Origin of the sequence: Paenibacillus sp. V4I3 (genome assembly GCF_030817215.1) — a bacterium.
Lineage (GTDB): Bacteria > Bacillota > Bacilli > Paenibacillales > NBRC-103111 > Paenibacillus_E.
This window is the reverse complement of the sequence record NZ_JAUSZA010000001.1, coordinates 1191080-1205717: the sequence shown is the minus strand read 5'-3', so window position 1 is coordinate 1205717 and position 14638 is coordinate 1191080. Positions and strand designations below refer to the sequence as shown.

The window sequence follows — 14638 nt, the reverse complement described above, 5'->3', positions numbered from 1 at the left end:
AGGAGGGCTACTGCCCTCCTTTGTCCGAAGTCAATTATTCCCACTTGTAGAGGTGGGGACATATTAGGTTGTGTTATTTGAAATTTATCATATCGAATCCCCAGACATATACTTCGTCCTAAATTCTGAAGGTGTCATGCCGATATGCTTCTTGAACACCTCGCTGAAATAACGCCTATCCTCATATCCAGTTGCATAGGCGATTTCCTGAACTTGATGACCGGCAAGCAGCCTGTTTTTCGCCAGTTCCATCCGCTCTTGCGTGACAAACTGCATAAAGGGCATACCTATCGTTTTTTTGAACAGGTTGGCAAAATAGCTTCCGCTGAGATGAACAAGCCTCGCGCTGCTTTGCACCGATAGATCCTCATGAAGATGGCTGCGGATATAGTGTACAGACTCCTCGATGATGGATGAGGCTTCACTGGCCCGCGACCGTTCAATCAACTCGCAGCACAGCTGACATAGCTGCTGCAGCTTCCCTTTCAATTTACCCATAGAGACTGACCCCAGCATACTCCGGTCACGAACACTCTGTAGAATACTTATTGCATCTTCTTGTGAAACGATTTCCAACAAAACACGGATCATCATGTAGGCGAGCTCATAATACATACTAATGACATATTCAGGTTCGGGCATTTCTTCCGTACTCATAAATTCAGCGAAAATATGCGTTATGATCGCGGCAGCTTTCTCCGAATTGCTGCTGCGTATGCTATATTGAAGCTCTTTCTCCATATCAACGGAGTAATAAATACGTCTGATATCAGTCGTTGTCACTTCCTGATAACCAAACACACCATTGCCTCCGGTGTAAAAATGGTACGATAAAGCGGCAACAGCTTGATCGTACGAACTAGCGAGCTCGTTGATGCGCGGAATAGCTAAGCCGAGACCGATGGATACCGTAAATCGCGTATACATCGCAATGTGCTGGCAGCATTTTTCCGCGATCACCATGCTGCTATTTCCCTCTTTTTCATTAAATACAGCGACAAACCGCTCCATCGTCTCTCTGAAAACGATACAAGACGTATAGGCAGATACTGTTTCTTCAACGATATTTTGCAAAGCAAATCGCAGTAATTCCGCTTCTTGAACCGGAATGTGAAGGCATTGCTCCTCAAAGTTATCAATTTCCAGGACCATGACAGTCAAGTTCTCTTTGGCAAGCGGTATTTCCAGAAACTCCCATCGCTTAAGTATATTCTCTTCCTCACCGCGATGGTGCAGCAGCAGTTGCAAAAACTCTTGCTGCAACATCGGTATGCTTGTCTTAACCCTCTGCTCCAGCTGCCAGCGTTTACGAGCTTCACTTCGCTCTTCTTCGAGTACTAGCTTCGCCTTAAGAACAGCCTCCACGATCTCAGCCAGCGAGAACGGTTTTGCTATAAAATCGAATGCCCCCAGTTTAAGTGCCTGCTGGGCGTATTCAAAATCTGTGAATCCCGTTATGAAGATGATTTTGCAGCTTGGATATTTCGCCTTGACTCGCTCCGTTAAGGCCATGCCGTCAATTCTTGGCATTCGAATATCGGTAATGATGATATCTGGCGACATCTCTTCGATCAATCGAAGCCCATCTTCACCGTTCGTCGCTGTACCGACCACATGAATGCCATGCTCACTCCACCGCACACTCTTGGAAATCCCCTCAATCACAGCCACAATGTCGTCGATAACACACATTTTCCAGTCGTTATTCTTCATACTCTTCCCACCCTTTTCTTCATGGATAAGATGGAATCGTTATGGTCGCTTTGGTAAATAAACCAGGTTCGCTTGCTAGATGCAATTCGGCATCATTGCCATACTCGAGATTTAGACGCTTCTGAACATTGTACAGCGCGTATCCATTCAGTTCCTTCCCAGGTTCCTCTATGGTGGAGAATCCTTCCCCATTATCCTCGACCTCCAGAACAAGCAGCTTCCCATTCTGTACGATACGTATGTGAATGAATCCACCTTTTTGTTTATTTTTAAATCCGTGCAGGATCGAGTTCTCTACAAGCGGTTGCAGCAAAATTTTCAAAATATGTTGTTTGATATCCACATCCCTCTGCACATCAACCTGAAAGTCAAACAAGGATGTGTAGCATTGCTTTTGAATGTTCAAATACTGCGTCACATGGACAATTTCGTTCTCAAGGGTAGTGAGTTCACGACCTTTATTCAGGCCGAGTTGAAACAAACGAGAGAGTGAAAGCACCATATTTTGCACATGTTCATGCTCTTGAAGCTGACTTTTCCAATAAATCGTGTTCAAGGTATTGTACAGAAAATGCGGATCGATCTGCGCTTGCATCGCTTTCAGTTCTGCCTTCCGCTTCTCCGTTTCCGCCTCCTTGACCTCATGGAATAAACGGTTGATTTCATCTAACATTCGGTTAAAGCGATACCCCACCTGCGTGATTTCATCTTGAAATACGCTTTCGAATCGGACATTCAATTGGTTAAGCTCCACTTTTTTCATTACGGTTTGGAGACGATTCAGCGGCAGAAGCAGCAATCGGGTTAACAGTCGCGCAAACAGGATGGAGACCAGGAGACAGATGAGAATAATCGCAATCATTGCCCACTTGATATTACCCATCTGCTGCAACAGACTCGATTTGGGGAGTACACTGAACATGACCCATTCTTTGGCCGACCCCAGCCTCCTATAGTTGACGAAATAGTCTTTTCCATCGGCCTGATAATCGAAGTAGCCTTCATCGTTTTGCAGGGCATGCTGAACAGCACTATTCTGGTTGAAATCTGGAAATAGACCGATGTCCGAAGGGAAAATCATCTCTCCCTCGCGGGAAAGCAGCATGAAACGCCCTTCGTTCCAGTCTAAATATTGGTTAATGTATTTTTTAAGTTCCTCTACTTTCACATTCGCAAGCACATACTTGCCACTTGAAGCTTCATTCATAGCCCCTTCCGTCAAAAAGGAGACCATATCATTTTTCTCGTTATAGAACGGATCTACATGTCCCGCTATCCAGAACTCAAGATGCCTGTCTGATGCAGATTTGGCCTTGGTATAAAGTGTCGTAGAATAAAAGGATTGCCGCGGAAGTCCGATTTTCGAAGTTTCATAGTATTGGCCATCTGGCGTTGCAATGAGAATGGAATTAATTAAAGGTTCAATCAATTTCAGCTGTATGAACACCGATTGCAAAGCGGATAGGTGCGTATAATAATTTTGAAAATCCGAAGTGGGTTCCAGTCCGACAGCTCTTCTGTAATCCGTGTTCATCATCATAGAGAAAATGGACGTCTTGATTTTGTTCAGCTTTTCATCCAATGCTTGCGAAGTCTTGTTAAGTGTATCCTGACTAAGACGGTATGCATTTTGTTCAGCTACACCTGCGGCGATCCGATAAGCAAGCAACCCTGTAGCTAAGATCGCCAAGGATACAACAAGTATGAACGCCATCCAAATCCTCTGGCGAAAGGACAATCTGTACATCAAGCCCACGTCAATCCCCAGCCTCACTTTAGGTTCATACCCCTGATCTTAACACGTCAAAGACTCACCCCTCAACCCTTTAGTGCTCCGACATTCATCTGCACGAAGGACTTGTTCGCAAGCAAGTAGATCAGCAGCATTGGAACCATGGAAATGCAAGCTCCCGTTAGCATGAGGTGACTTTGCACAGCCCCTCCATAGCCATAGCGAATGTTAGCCAGACCGACCGTAATGGGCTGCAGATTCGGCTGCGACATAGTGAAGACGAGGGGCATGATGTAATTGTTCCACGCTCCCCTGAACGCGAATAGAGCAACGACACCTATCGCTGGCGTGCAAAGCGGTAAAATGATTCGTGAAAAGATATAGAATGATCCAGCGCCATCGATCATGGCTGCCTCGTCCAAATCTTTGGATATCCCTTTAATAAACGCATATAGAATAAAGAAGGTTGTTCCACCCGCTCCGGTCATCATAATAATTAATCCAAAAATTGATTTATGCAAACCGAGCATGACCATGATTTGATAAGCAGGCTTTAAGGTAATTACGCCCATGTGAATAAACATCATGGCGGAATATACCCCCAGAAGCAGCTTTTTGCCGGGAAAGTCTTTACGAGCGACGGCGTAGGAGGCCAAGGCACAAACGATGATTGTCGTAATCGTCGCACTAATGCTATAAATCAAGCTGTTCCACACGTATCTGGAGAATTTGGCTTCTTTCCATGTGTACATGTAGTTCTCAAACTGCCAAATACTTGGCAGTATGGACGTGCCAGCATTTAGCTCCTGATTCGTCTTAAAGGAACCGAGCATGGCGAGCACAATGGGAAGCAGCAGAAGCGCAGCAACCGCAAGTAGAAATATCCATGTGATGATTCTGCCCGATATGCGCGGCATAAATTACCCTCCTTTCGCATTCCTCAGGAATGAACATCATTAAGTTTTCTTGATAAGTATAAGTAGATTCCTGTTATGACGCCTACAATCAAAGCCAGGAACATGGCCACCGCCGCTCCGTAACCGATATCTTGAGACATCGTTTCACCTGTAGAAACAGGGAATAATAATTTGTACAAATATAAGTGCATGACTTCCGTAGTCCCCGCCGGTCCTCCGCCGGTCAATACCATGATCGCCTCATAGCTGTCGAGCGCACTCATAATAGCGAGCATCATGATGATATTCAGTACGGGACCCAGCATCGGAATGGTGATCGACCAGAAACGCCTTATACCCCCAGCTCCATCCATCTCAGCACTTTCGTAAACATCCTTGGGTATGCCTTGCAGTCCAGCCAAAAATAATAACATATAGTTACCGATACCGCCCCACGCTGCAATCAGGATGCAGGTTAGTAAAGCGTACTCCGTGCCCAACCACTCCACAGTCGGTAACCCAATCATTTTCAATATTTGATTTAATAAACCGTTGTAGGTGTTGAAGATAATATAAAATACAACCGCCATCACTGCTGTGCTAAAAATGGTGGGCATGAAGTAAATGCCACGCAGCAAGTTGCGCCCCTTAAGCTTACCGTTCAAGATGACGGCCAATATCAAAGCGACGGGTATCGTAATGATCATTTTGCCGGCGGCAAAAGTGAACGTATTCCAAATTGCATCCCATAGAACGTCGTCACGAAAAATCCGCTTGAAGTTATAAAAACCTACGAACTTCGCAACACCGTAGCCTTTATAATCATAAAACATGTAGCGCAAAGCCCATAAGATCGGATAAATACCGAGTGTAATCGTTAAGATTACACTCGGAGAGACGAACAGATAGGCTTCCGCGTGGTTCTTCCATTTTCGAATCATGGCAGCCTCCAGAAGCGTATTTATTCAAGCCTTATTTTTTCTGCAGCGCCTTTGGATCAAAATTCGGATCAGCCTTCACTTTCACGCTGCCGCTGCTCACCGCTTTATCTAAAGCGGCATTATAACGAGCTGTTACGTCTTTGATCGTCTTATCCAAATCGCCGCCACTCAAAATGTACTTCGTAAACTCTTCGTGCCATGTTTTCCCTTCAGGTGTAACGCCTTGCGGTGCTACAGGCCAAGCAGCATCATTTTTAGTCAAAAGGAAATTTTTGATGCCTGGAATGCTAGGCTCTTTGGCTCCTTGCAATACATGAGGAAGCACCGTTAAACCAAAACCTTGCTCGTGGTACCCGCGAAGAATCTCATCCTGATACATGTAGGAAATGAACTTCCATGCCTCTTCTTTGTGCTTTGACTTACTGCTCAGGGACAGCCAAGTACCTGCACCAGGATCAATCGCGCCTTTAGGCTCCCCACCGTCAATCGTTGGCACTAAAGCGGCGTCCCAGCGAATTTTGGGCGGGAACTGATTTTTATATACTCCCGGTTCAACCGAGTAAGAGATATACATCCCAATCTTGCCTTCCGCAAACTGCGCGCGCATCGGATCCATGTCCAGCGCCTCGGAACCCGGCAGGACACTGCCATTTGCTTTCATTTGACGTAACGATTCGATAATAGGCTTCCAGCCTGCGAAATCATATTTACCTGCTTTGAAGTCAAATCCAGTTCTGTGGAATCCGTTCATTTCAGCCATTTTCGCTACAGAACGGTCCAAAGCGCTTGCCGGGCTCTTATAAGGAAGCGACCAGCCATAAATACCGTCAGCCTTGCCCACTTCAGTAATTTTCTTTGCTACGACAACCATTTCATCGAGCGACTTTGGTGGCTTGAGGCCCGCTTTGTCAAACATATCGACGTTATAAATGAGTCGAATCGTGGTGCCTACGTTAGGAAGTGAAATGATGTTGTTATCGAATTGGTTGTTGCCCTCGAACACGTAGCTTCCGAATTTTTTCTTCATATCGTCTGTTAGGTATTTGTTAAACGGTTCAAAGTAACCTTTGGCATAGAGCTCTATCTGTTTACCCGGCGTTGCGAATACATCAGGAGCCTGATCGCTTGTAAAGGCCAGATCCAGCGATTGCGGATAATTCTCCGCCATCATCGTCATTTCCACTTCAATGTTGTCCTTATTCGTCTCGTTGAACGCCTGGATTTTCTGCTTGATGTAATCGGCGTCATGTCGTTGGAAGGTCCAGTAAGTCAGCTTTGTCTTTTCTTTCTTGGCTTGCGGCGCAGCGCTCCCGGAAGGAGTTGATCTTGAGGCCGATTGGCCGCTATCCGCAGTACCGCATCCTGCGATGCTGATGGCTAACGTAATCCCTGCTAAAACAGTTAACGGTTTTTTTATTGCTTTGTTCATCGTTTCATTCATCCCCTCTATTTAACTTGTCTGCTGCGTCTATCATATCGTACATTTCGCCAGGTGAGAGCGAGGGAAAGCAACTTGTTCGGTGGTGTATTTCAACTATTGTGTAATGACGAGAACAGGACGTTTGGTTTCTGTTGCATTCTCCCGAGCACCATAGGTTATATCGCCAGTACTGCCAACATCCGTAGGTGAATTTACCCGAATGGAAATCATTTTAGAGCCAGCGAGGGCGCTTTGAACCTGTGCCGTCACATCGATGTCGACCGGTGTGTCGACAACCATGGAAGACCACGAACGAATCAATGTGCTGCCAATCGGCTTGTTGTTCCATGTGATAGACGACTCGATCCATGTGTCGTCGCTGACAAGCTCAGCCTGATTTGTCGTACTCGCGGAGCCGACTCCAACGGGGATCAGCCTTATTTTGGCGCTGCTCACCGCCCCTGAAACAGATGACAGATCAAAACGAAGATAGCTGTATCTGTTATAGCCGGCAGTACTTTTCTTCGTTACCAAAGACTGCACTGTTCCATAATTCGTGTCTGCATAGCTTCCATCCCTAACATAAGCGTCAGCATTTGGTGAGAGGAGCGTTTGAGTGACGGCTCCCAGACTGAATTTGACTTTAAAGGTTCTTCCCTTGGAACCATTTGTATTGACGGTCAGCTTAATCGTCGGGCTAAGCTGTGTCACCGTAACACCAGAATCAGCTATCAATTCGCCAGAGGCGCTTCGATTGATTTCCAGTTGAATCGTATCTGTATTGGCTTGTGTCGGATCGGAAACGCCAACCTCGATATCGCTCGCCGTTTCAAGCGTCATTACAGAAGCCTTCTTATTGCTTGTCAAGAACGGTGACCCGTTAACTTGAATCGTCTTAAGCGTGTCCGTCCAGAAGTTGGCGCCAACTGCTTGGCTTGTCGTATCTTTGACCGCTTGCGCGTCTGGAGAATTCTCCAGAATCGCGATGCCGGGATTCGCCGCATAGCCGCTGACTTGGGCGCTTGTTTTGTTTGGGAGCATGACGTACGCATAGCTCGCATTCGATGGATTTGTCCCATGTTCCTGCCACAGAGTCAGAAAATTCCTGGTCAATACGGTGGAATCAATCGTTTTGGCATACGTATTCACATCGCTCCATGCGCCCGTTCTCGCTTCGCGCAACCCCTTGATCGTTGATGCTGTCGGGAAATAATAACCGATATCGGATTCAGGCACGTTACCGGCCATATGCAGCCAGTTTACGCCGTTCAGCGTTTCGGACCAACCGGAGAATGCAGGTTTCGCCACGCCGTTGACCGTCAGCATATTGTCGCCTGCTGTATTTATTTTTCGATTCTCAATGGTTGTTTCAATCATCCTGTTGTCAGTACTCGTAATACCGGCACCTAATGCGACAATCTCATCGTCAAACATAAACCACGACTTTTTGCCGTTCAACGTGCTGCTCCAAGCATCCAACTCCATGCCGGCAACACCATACTTATTAGCCACTTGTGTGCCTCCGACCCAATTTTTGCTGCTCTTATAGCTTTGTCCGGATGAATTTGCTCTGGTTTGTGTATCGACCGTTGTACCCGGTAGACGATATTTATTGACTAGCGCCCAATATTCATCACTATAATGACCCAAATCATTATTGTAGAGATAAGTCATACCGTCGCTTGTGTACCAGCCTTTGAGATTTTCATTATTGATCGACTCGTAATTGTAAATTCGGCTTGACGACATACTAAGTGCGAAACCGAACCCAGGACGCAGATGAACAGCGCGATCCATGCTGGGGAACGGTTTATTCATGACAAGTTCGCCCCGAGCTGTAACGCTCGAATCATTAACGATCTGTTTGGCAAGTGTTACATGGTAGATAGAAGCGTTGGCAAAGAAGTTATAATAAGTATCCGATTGGATCCAGTACTTAACCATACTTTTAAGTTTATTCGCATCAGAAAGCGGGGCAAACTGAGCAAGCTGAATGATCGGTTTCATGACTTCCATGCCAACCATATGATCCTGTGCTGTACGCCGGGATGCCTCCCTGCTGCGGGACATATCCATCATTGCCCCTTTATACATGAGAGGCTCAAAGGAATCATAGACCCATTTATATAAGTTTTGGGATTCTGGTGCTGTGATAGCCCAAGATGAGCCGCTAAGTAGATAAACAAAAGGCACAATCGTCTGCAGCAGCGATTTGCCGTACCCTCCCGTGTACGGATGGGAAGTATGTTGAATGAACGAGCCGTCATCGTAGAATCCGTCACCGCTTGTTACATTTGCAAATACGTTGGTCAAAGCGTCGCGAGATGAAGCGATACTTGCACTATCTTTGACGATGATGCCACGAATGCCTACGGCAGTTGCTTTCCACACTCGGTTCGCGCCTGTTGCTGTAGTACCGTTCGTTATCGTCGCAGAAGGAGCGAATTTATTGATCGCGTTCATGTAATTGTTTTTTTGCGTGGAGGTTAAGCTATCGTACAGCAGAATCGTACTATTATTAAGCGTGAGGGGAACATTGATTTCCCAATCAAACCAGTTCCCGTATTTTGTTTTGTTCTCATTGTATGTATTGGCATACATCCAGTCGAGACCGCCGATAATGTCCGATAAAAGAGTGGTCTCCTGATAAAGGGAAGATCCGTTCATCGAATAAGCTTTGGCCATGGCGTCTAAACGGGAATAAGTAATTGCCATAAAACTCGATTTATTCAAATCCGTTCCAGCGATGCTATCGCTCAAGTCACTCCATAAATAAGTGCGAGAAGCCGATTTGTCCATTGTGTCCCAGTATCCTTGTGCAGTCGATGTAAGGGTTTGCAAGATAACGGAAATATCGGGATCGGAAGCAATATAGTCACCTCCGAGCAGATATGACTTCCATTTGAGCCTCAACACGTCGTATTCGTCAGCAGCCGCTACCCGTCCTGCAAATAATGATGAAGTGAATCCAAACAACAATAAGGCGATGAGAAACATGCGAAAACCTGACGTGATCATGCGTTTCATTCATTTTCCCCCATTCATGAGTAGGATAGCGGTCAAATAACCGCTTCTCACAAATAACGTATACAGTTTCTCATGAATAAAATAGGGGGGAAAACGATTTTGAAGGTGAGAGAAATCAACTATCAGGGAATTTCTTCCCCAACTTTATCCAATATGGCCCCAGATTGTAACCATCTGAGCAAATACGTATCAATTTTCCCGTTAAATTCCAATTTAATATGAAGGTTAGCACCAGACTGGTCAGGGTCGGTATGTTGAATACTTTGGTCCACGATGACCTCCAGCGCTCTTGTTTCTTCTATCAAAGCAACTCGTGAGCCAACCGTTTCCTGCTTGTACATAAATGCTTGTACGAATAAAGCCGTTCCCTCGGTACGCACTTTTTGGATAACGGATTGACGCTGTTGATGGGGCGGATTGTCCGGTGTCCGGGCCGTATATAGGTCTACTTGGTGTGAACACCAGCACCAATGCTCAAGTTCCCCCTTTCGCATCTTGTAGCGAAATGATTGCGGCGATTGCATCACTGTGTGTTGCTTATCCTTGAACAAATCTTGCGAGAGTATGCTAAAACGCTCATCAGTCGACTGCCAGTAATGCGAATCGTTATGAAGCATCTCCCCGCTGATGTGACCTAACAGTTCCAGTTCACGTTCGGAAGGTACGGTCACCCTCACAATATCGAGCAAATACTGTTCCGTAAGTACGTTGATACGCCGAATCTCTGCACCTCTGTAGGCTTCTTCGTCCCATGGGCACATTTCTAGCGGGAGGATGATCTTGTCTTTCATCGTGTAGCTGTCCTCTTTCCAATCAACTGCCGTTTCCACCCATACTCCCCATGCTGTCTCCTCAAATCGGATGATGCGCGCGTCTTGCGGGGGCTGGTCTTTACCGTCGATGCACACCGTATTATGAGAATACGTATGCTTAAACCAGGCATAGTGAGCCGGAACCCCGTAAGCGACCGTACCTGGGTCGATCATGAGCGGAATACTCCCGTAAGCCAGCGATATGCCCAAACGGTCCATGTGATCGTGTTCCCCGCCGAACTTGCTGTGTTTGACAACCGCATGCAAGCCGTCTTTTCTTACCAGCTTCGTCAGACCGCTGTCTGGTGCAGAGCTGCTTTGTCTAAGCATGGATACAAAATCAAAAAAGGATGACGGTTCCGTCAAATCTTGACCATACAAAATCGCATAGACCGAATCTCGCAGTCCCGGCTCAAAGTCGATTACTTGCACGGATGCGGCTTCTGTCATTCCGTAGGCTGTCTTCAGTAAGGCTCGGTACTCGGGCTTATCTTGCCAATCTAGTGCAATTTCATAAAAACGCGCGTAGCTCTTAATAGTGCCCTGCGAAGAGGCATCGTTCATCATCGGAAATGAGCCATTCGGTAAAATGAAAGCGAGCGGGAAGTCGAACATTTTCACTAATGTTGGATGGTTTCGTAAATCCCACTGCGTACCCTCAGCAAGGAAGCAGTACGTCAATATCGACTCAAAAGCATAGAAGTGATAATTGAAATTCCCTTCATACCAGAGACCGTCGCCCAGCGCGCCGCGATTGATTTGATCTATAAGCCCATACTCGCCATCCAGTCCGCTTCGCAGCAAATCCTCATCTTGCAGCATCACCCCCAACGAACAAATAGCCGATGTTATCAGAGAGGCATGATTGTGGATTTGCTGCTCTTTGTGGGTGATTAGAAAGTTCGCGCATGGCCGAAGCAGCCCTTCCCGAATACGCTCATCTTCTTCAGGATCCATTACCACTCTCAGCAGGCCGTACCCGACGACTAGATCAAGAATCCAATGCGACTCATCTAATGTCTGTGCGAAAAGCTTCCCTGGTCCGTTATAGGGGATGTCACCATGTGGCTTGTATCCACAATAATGGTCGGCATAAGCAAGCAAAAACGATTTGGCTTTCTCGGCATACCTTATTTGCGGGTCTATTCCGTACATTATTCCAAGGCTATAGATACCATGACCGATCTGTACATGCACATGTGATTGCCATGCAGCATCAAATGGTTCCCCTGTCCAGACTGTCCCACAAATAGGACAACGATGCTGCTTTGGTAGTTTCCAGTCGAATTGAAGCCTCGTTCCATCGTGATGACAATGGTAGTAATGACCCCAGTCACCGCATTCATTCGCGGTAATGTTATAGCTGATAGAGAGCGCTTCTTCAGCGTCCCTTCTCATTTTAGCCATAGCTGCCTGAAATTGAGGTTGTTTGGCGTTACGCTTGCCTCTGTCCATTCTTGTAGTATTCATGTGTTCCCCCTTAATAAAACGATCGGTTTCATCATTTTCTACTCCACATTTAATTAACAATAGTTGAACAATTAAAAAGCTGCAATGCGTCATAACAACGATTAAGGGCGGCTATTCGATTATAAAATATGTAAGGGATAAACTATTTTGTAAACACAACAAATAAACTTAATCAGGCAGCTTGTCAACGGGCTGGATTAAGCTTTCAAAAAAAGACACCACACTCTCTATTAATATTAAGAGTCGGTGTCCTATTTCTATTTACCCCTTCGGCTGAACCCAGCGAAACGGTGTCGTATTAAAAAATAAGTTCGGATTGACCTGCACATTGTGCGCCCAAAAGGTAAAGTGCAAATGCGGCCCGGTAGAGAAACCGGTCGTGCCGACAAGCCCAATGATATCGCCCTGTTTGACCCGATCACCCGTTTTCACGCGCAGCTCCGAGAGATGGGCATACTGCGAGAAAAGCCCCATCCCATGATCGATATAGATGGCATTGCCAGTCAAATACAGGGTTTCCGCCAGCGCGACTACCCCGTCGTTCGTAGCTTTGATCGGGGTGCCTTCCTTCGCGGCCAGATCAATGGCTAGATGAGAGCTGTCGTATTTCCCGTTCACATAACGGGTGTACCCATACGGTGTCGTCAAAATCCCCTCGACGGGCTGCACGAACGGCCCGCTGAACAGAAACTCCGGCTCGGACTTACTTCGCGCCAGATCAATCTTCTTCTGGTCGGCTGCAATGCGCCCCGTGTCCTGCTTCATGCTTTCCATCTGAGCCGTTACCTTCAGATACTGCGTTTCGAACTTCTTCGGTTGAATGGTTAGTGTCTGATCACCGATCGGATATTTCCCCGGCTTTGCACTCATCGTAATCGGCAAATACGTAAAGTATCCCGTTCCGTAAGGCTGCAGGGTATACGTTTTATTCAACCAAGTGATACTCCCAGGTTCATTATGACGCACCAGCACCACATCTCCTGGCGCTGCGCTATCCGGAACGAGCTTCCACTTCGAACCGATAACTGCTTTGGCATCTTCCTTGGTTCCGTAGAGCGCCGATTCCATCTTCAATTGCTGCAGATGATTTTTCTCTTTCAGAATGGCCTCTTTGACCTCTGCCGTCATACCGTCCACCCAGGTCTGTCCACCATCTGTTGTGATGAGCAGTGGGTTTTTACTATCCTTCGTACTGGCGAGAAGCACCCAACCGATGCGAGGCGTCAGGAATTGCGATTGCTTCACTTGAAAAGAGGCATTGTCCACTGTGACCGTAAGCGGTTTAGGGCTGTCTTGACCGGCCGAGCCTGAACTTGCTTCTAGGCTAAGCAGTTCAATTATCGGCCCGCCTGTTGGCAAAGCGCCACCTGCTTCCTCGGCAGTGATGTCTATTCCGAGCGCTTCTTGCCACTGCGCGCCACCATCCTCTGTTCTAGCGATCCCATCTGCATATTTCACCCAGCCGCGATCAAAGTCGAGCATACGGAATTCCACAGCCTCTCGCGGTGGTGGCGTTGGCAGCGGTGTTGCTACTACAACAGCAGGCGTATTGTCTTTCCAAGAGAATGGTGCGCTGAAAGGCGATTTACCAACTAAAATCACCACACATGTAGCAAGTAAGCAGGCGCCGGCCAATAGCGGCCATTGACGACGTTTTCTTGATTTCATTGACATTTTTCCTCCCCTGCTTACAAGTGAGTTATTTCTTCTATGCTTACTTCTTACATGGGAACACAAAAAACCCGAAGACATCCATGCCTCCGGGTTTCGTTATATTAAATTTGCACGCCCTTTTTGAGCGCTTTCTGATCCGTATTCGTGTTATTAACTAAAGGAAGTAACTTGACACTTCGAACCATAGTGGACTGACATAAATGACAAGTCGGCACGTGATCGAATGCAAAATTATCTCGCATCCAGCCTTTACAGCCTTCTTTTTCACAAGACCATACCGTCACATTTTCTAGAGGCATCTCTTCAAGCGACTTTTTTCTGGAATACATGGATAAACCTCCTTAGAGTTTTACGTTAGTAAAACTAGCTTGGTAAGCATTGACGCAGCGTTTTGCTATTTGCAAAACGTTCTTCGCCCTCATAAGCTAAATTGAAAAAGACTGCCATTACACAAGTAAAGGCAGTCTTTTTAATTATATTACAGTTTTACAACGTTTTCTGCTTGTGGTCCGCGGTTGCCTTGAACAACGCTGAACTCAACGTGTTGGCCTTCGTCCAAAGTTTTGAAACCGTCGCCTTGGATTGCGGAGAAGTGAACGAATACATCGTTGCCGCCTTCAACTTCGATGAAACCGAAACCTTTTTCTGCGTTAAACCATTTTACTGTACCAGTAGCCATGAGAAATACCTCCAAAAATTATTAACATGTTTTTATTCTTCAAAGAGAAAAAATTCACACATTGCAAAAGGTTCACTAACAAAAATGAAAACCCTTTACAATATGTGAATTCAGGTTCTTTTTGTCGATTGGATTTATCATACCATACCTATCTTGAAAACGCAAACTATTTCCAGTTAATTTATTACAAAGTAACCGCTTTCCTCATAAAATGGGCGGATGGCAGCGGATGTATTTTTAACCCCTACTTAAGTCTAGGTATTCACTTAGCCTC

The 14638-nt window shown here is 46.2% G+C and carries 10 protein-coding genes; all 10 read right to left on the bottom strand.

The features are described 5' to 3' along the window. Window positions 1-87: 87 nt before the first annotated feature. The 10 genes from QFZ77_RS05660 to QFZ77_RS05615 all read right to left on the bottom strand — a co-directional run bounded on the left by QFZ77_RS05660 (window position 88) and on the right by QFZ77_RS05615 (window position 14364). Entirely contained in the window at window positions 88-1713 is a 1626-nt protein-coding gene (locus tag QFZ77_RS05660; RefSeq protein WP_307437284.1) for a response regulator, read from the bottom strand. 19 nt (window positions 1714-1732) lie between these two features. Then, window positions 1733-3427, bottom strand: a complete 1695-nt coding sequence (locus QFZ77_RS05655) for a cache domain-containing sensor histidine kinase (protein ID WP_307437281.1) — start codon at window positions 3425-3427, stop codon at window positions 1733-1735. 104 nt (window positions 3428-3531) lie between these two features. Further along, a complete protein-coding gene (locus QFZ77_RS05650) occupies window positions 3532-4362 on the bottom strand; it encodes a carbohydrate ABC transporter permease (RefSeq protein ID WP_307437278.1) in 831 nt (276 codons plus the stop codon). A 23-nt stretch (window positions 4363-4385) separates the two neighbouring features. Beyond that, window positions 4386-5282, bottom strand: coding sequence for a carbohydrate ABC transporter permease (locus QFZ77_RS05645; RefSeq protein WP_307437275.1), 897 nt, complete (start codon window positions 5280-5282; stop codon window positions 4386-4388). A gap of 31 nt (window positions 5283-5313) precedes the next feature. Then, entirely contained in the window at window positions 5314-6711 is a 1398-nt protein-coding gene (locus QFZ77_RS05640) for an ABC transporter substrate-binding protein (protein ID WP_307437271.1), read from the bottom strand. Window positions 6712-6816: 105 nt separating this feature from the next. Continuing rightward, window positions 6817-9729, bottom strand: coding sequence for a polysaccharide lyase family 8 super-sandwich domain-containing protein (locus QFZ77_RS05635; protein WP_307437264.1), 2913 nt, complete (start codon window positions 9727-9729; stop codon window positions 6817-6819). 122 nt (window positions 9730-9851) lie between these two features. Then, the gene (locus tag QFZ77_RS05630) at window positions 9852-12011 is read right to left on the bottom strand and encodes a heparinase II/III domain-containing protein (protein ID WP_307437259.1); all 2160 of its coding nucleotides are present in this window, start codon (window positions 12009-12011) and stop codon (window positions 9852-9854) included. Window positions 12012-12272: 261 nt separating this feature from the next. Continuing rightward, complete coding sequence (locus QFZ77_RS05625; protein WP_307437256.1) at window positions 12273-13679, bottom strand: M23 family metallopeptidase; 1407 nt, start codon at window positions 13677-13679, stop codon at window positions 12273-12275. Between the two features lie 107 nt (window positions 13680-13786). Next, window positions 13787-14014 carry a cold-shock protein gene (locus tag QFZ77_RS05620; RefSeq protein ID WP_029199449.1) on the bottom strand — a complete coding sequence of 76 codons (228 nt, stop codon included), beginning with the start codon at window positions 14012-14014 and terminating at the stop codon, window positions 13787-13789. A gap of 149 nt (window positions 14015-14163) precedes the next feature. Further along, on the bottom strand, window positions 14164-14364 hold the full coding sequence (locus QFZ77_RS05615; RefSeq protein ID WP_029199448.1) for a cold-shock protein: 201 nt from the start codon (window positions 14362-14364) through the stop codon (window positions 14164-14166). Window positions 14365-14638 lie beyond the last annotated feature (274 nt).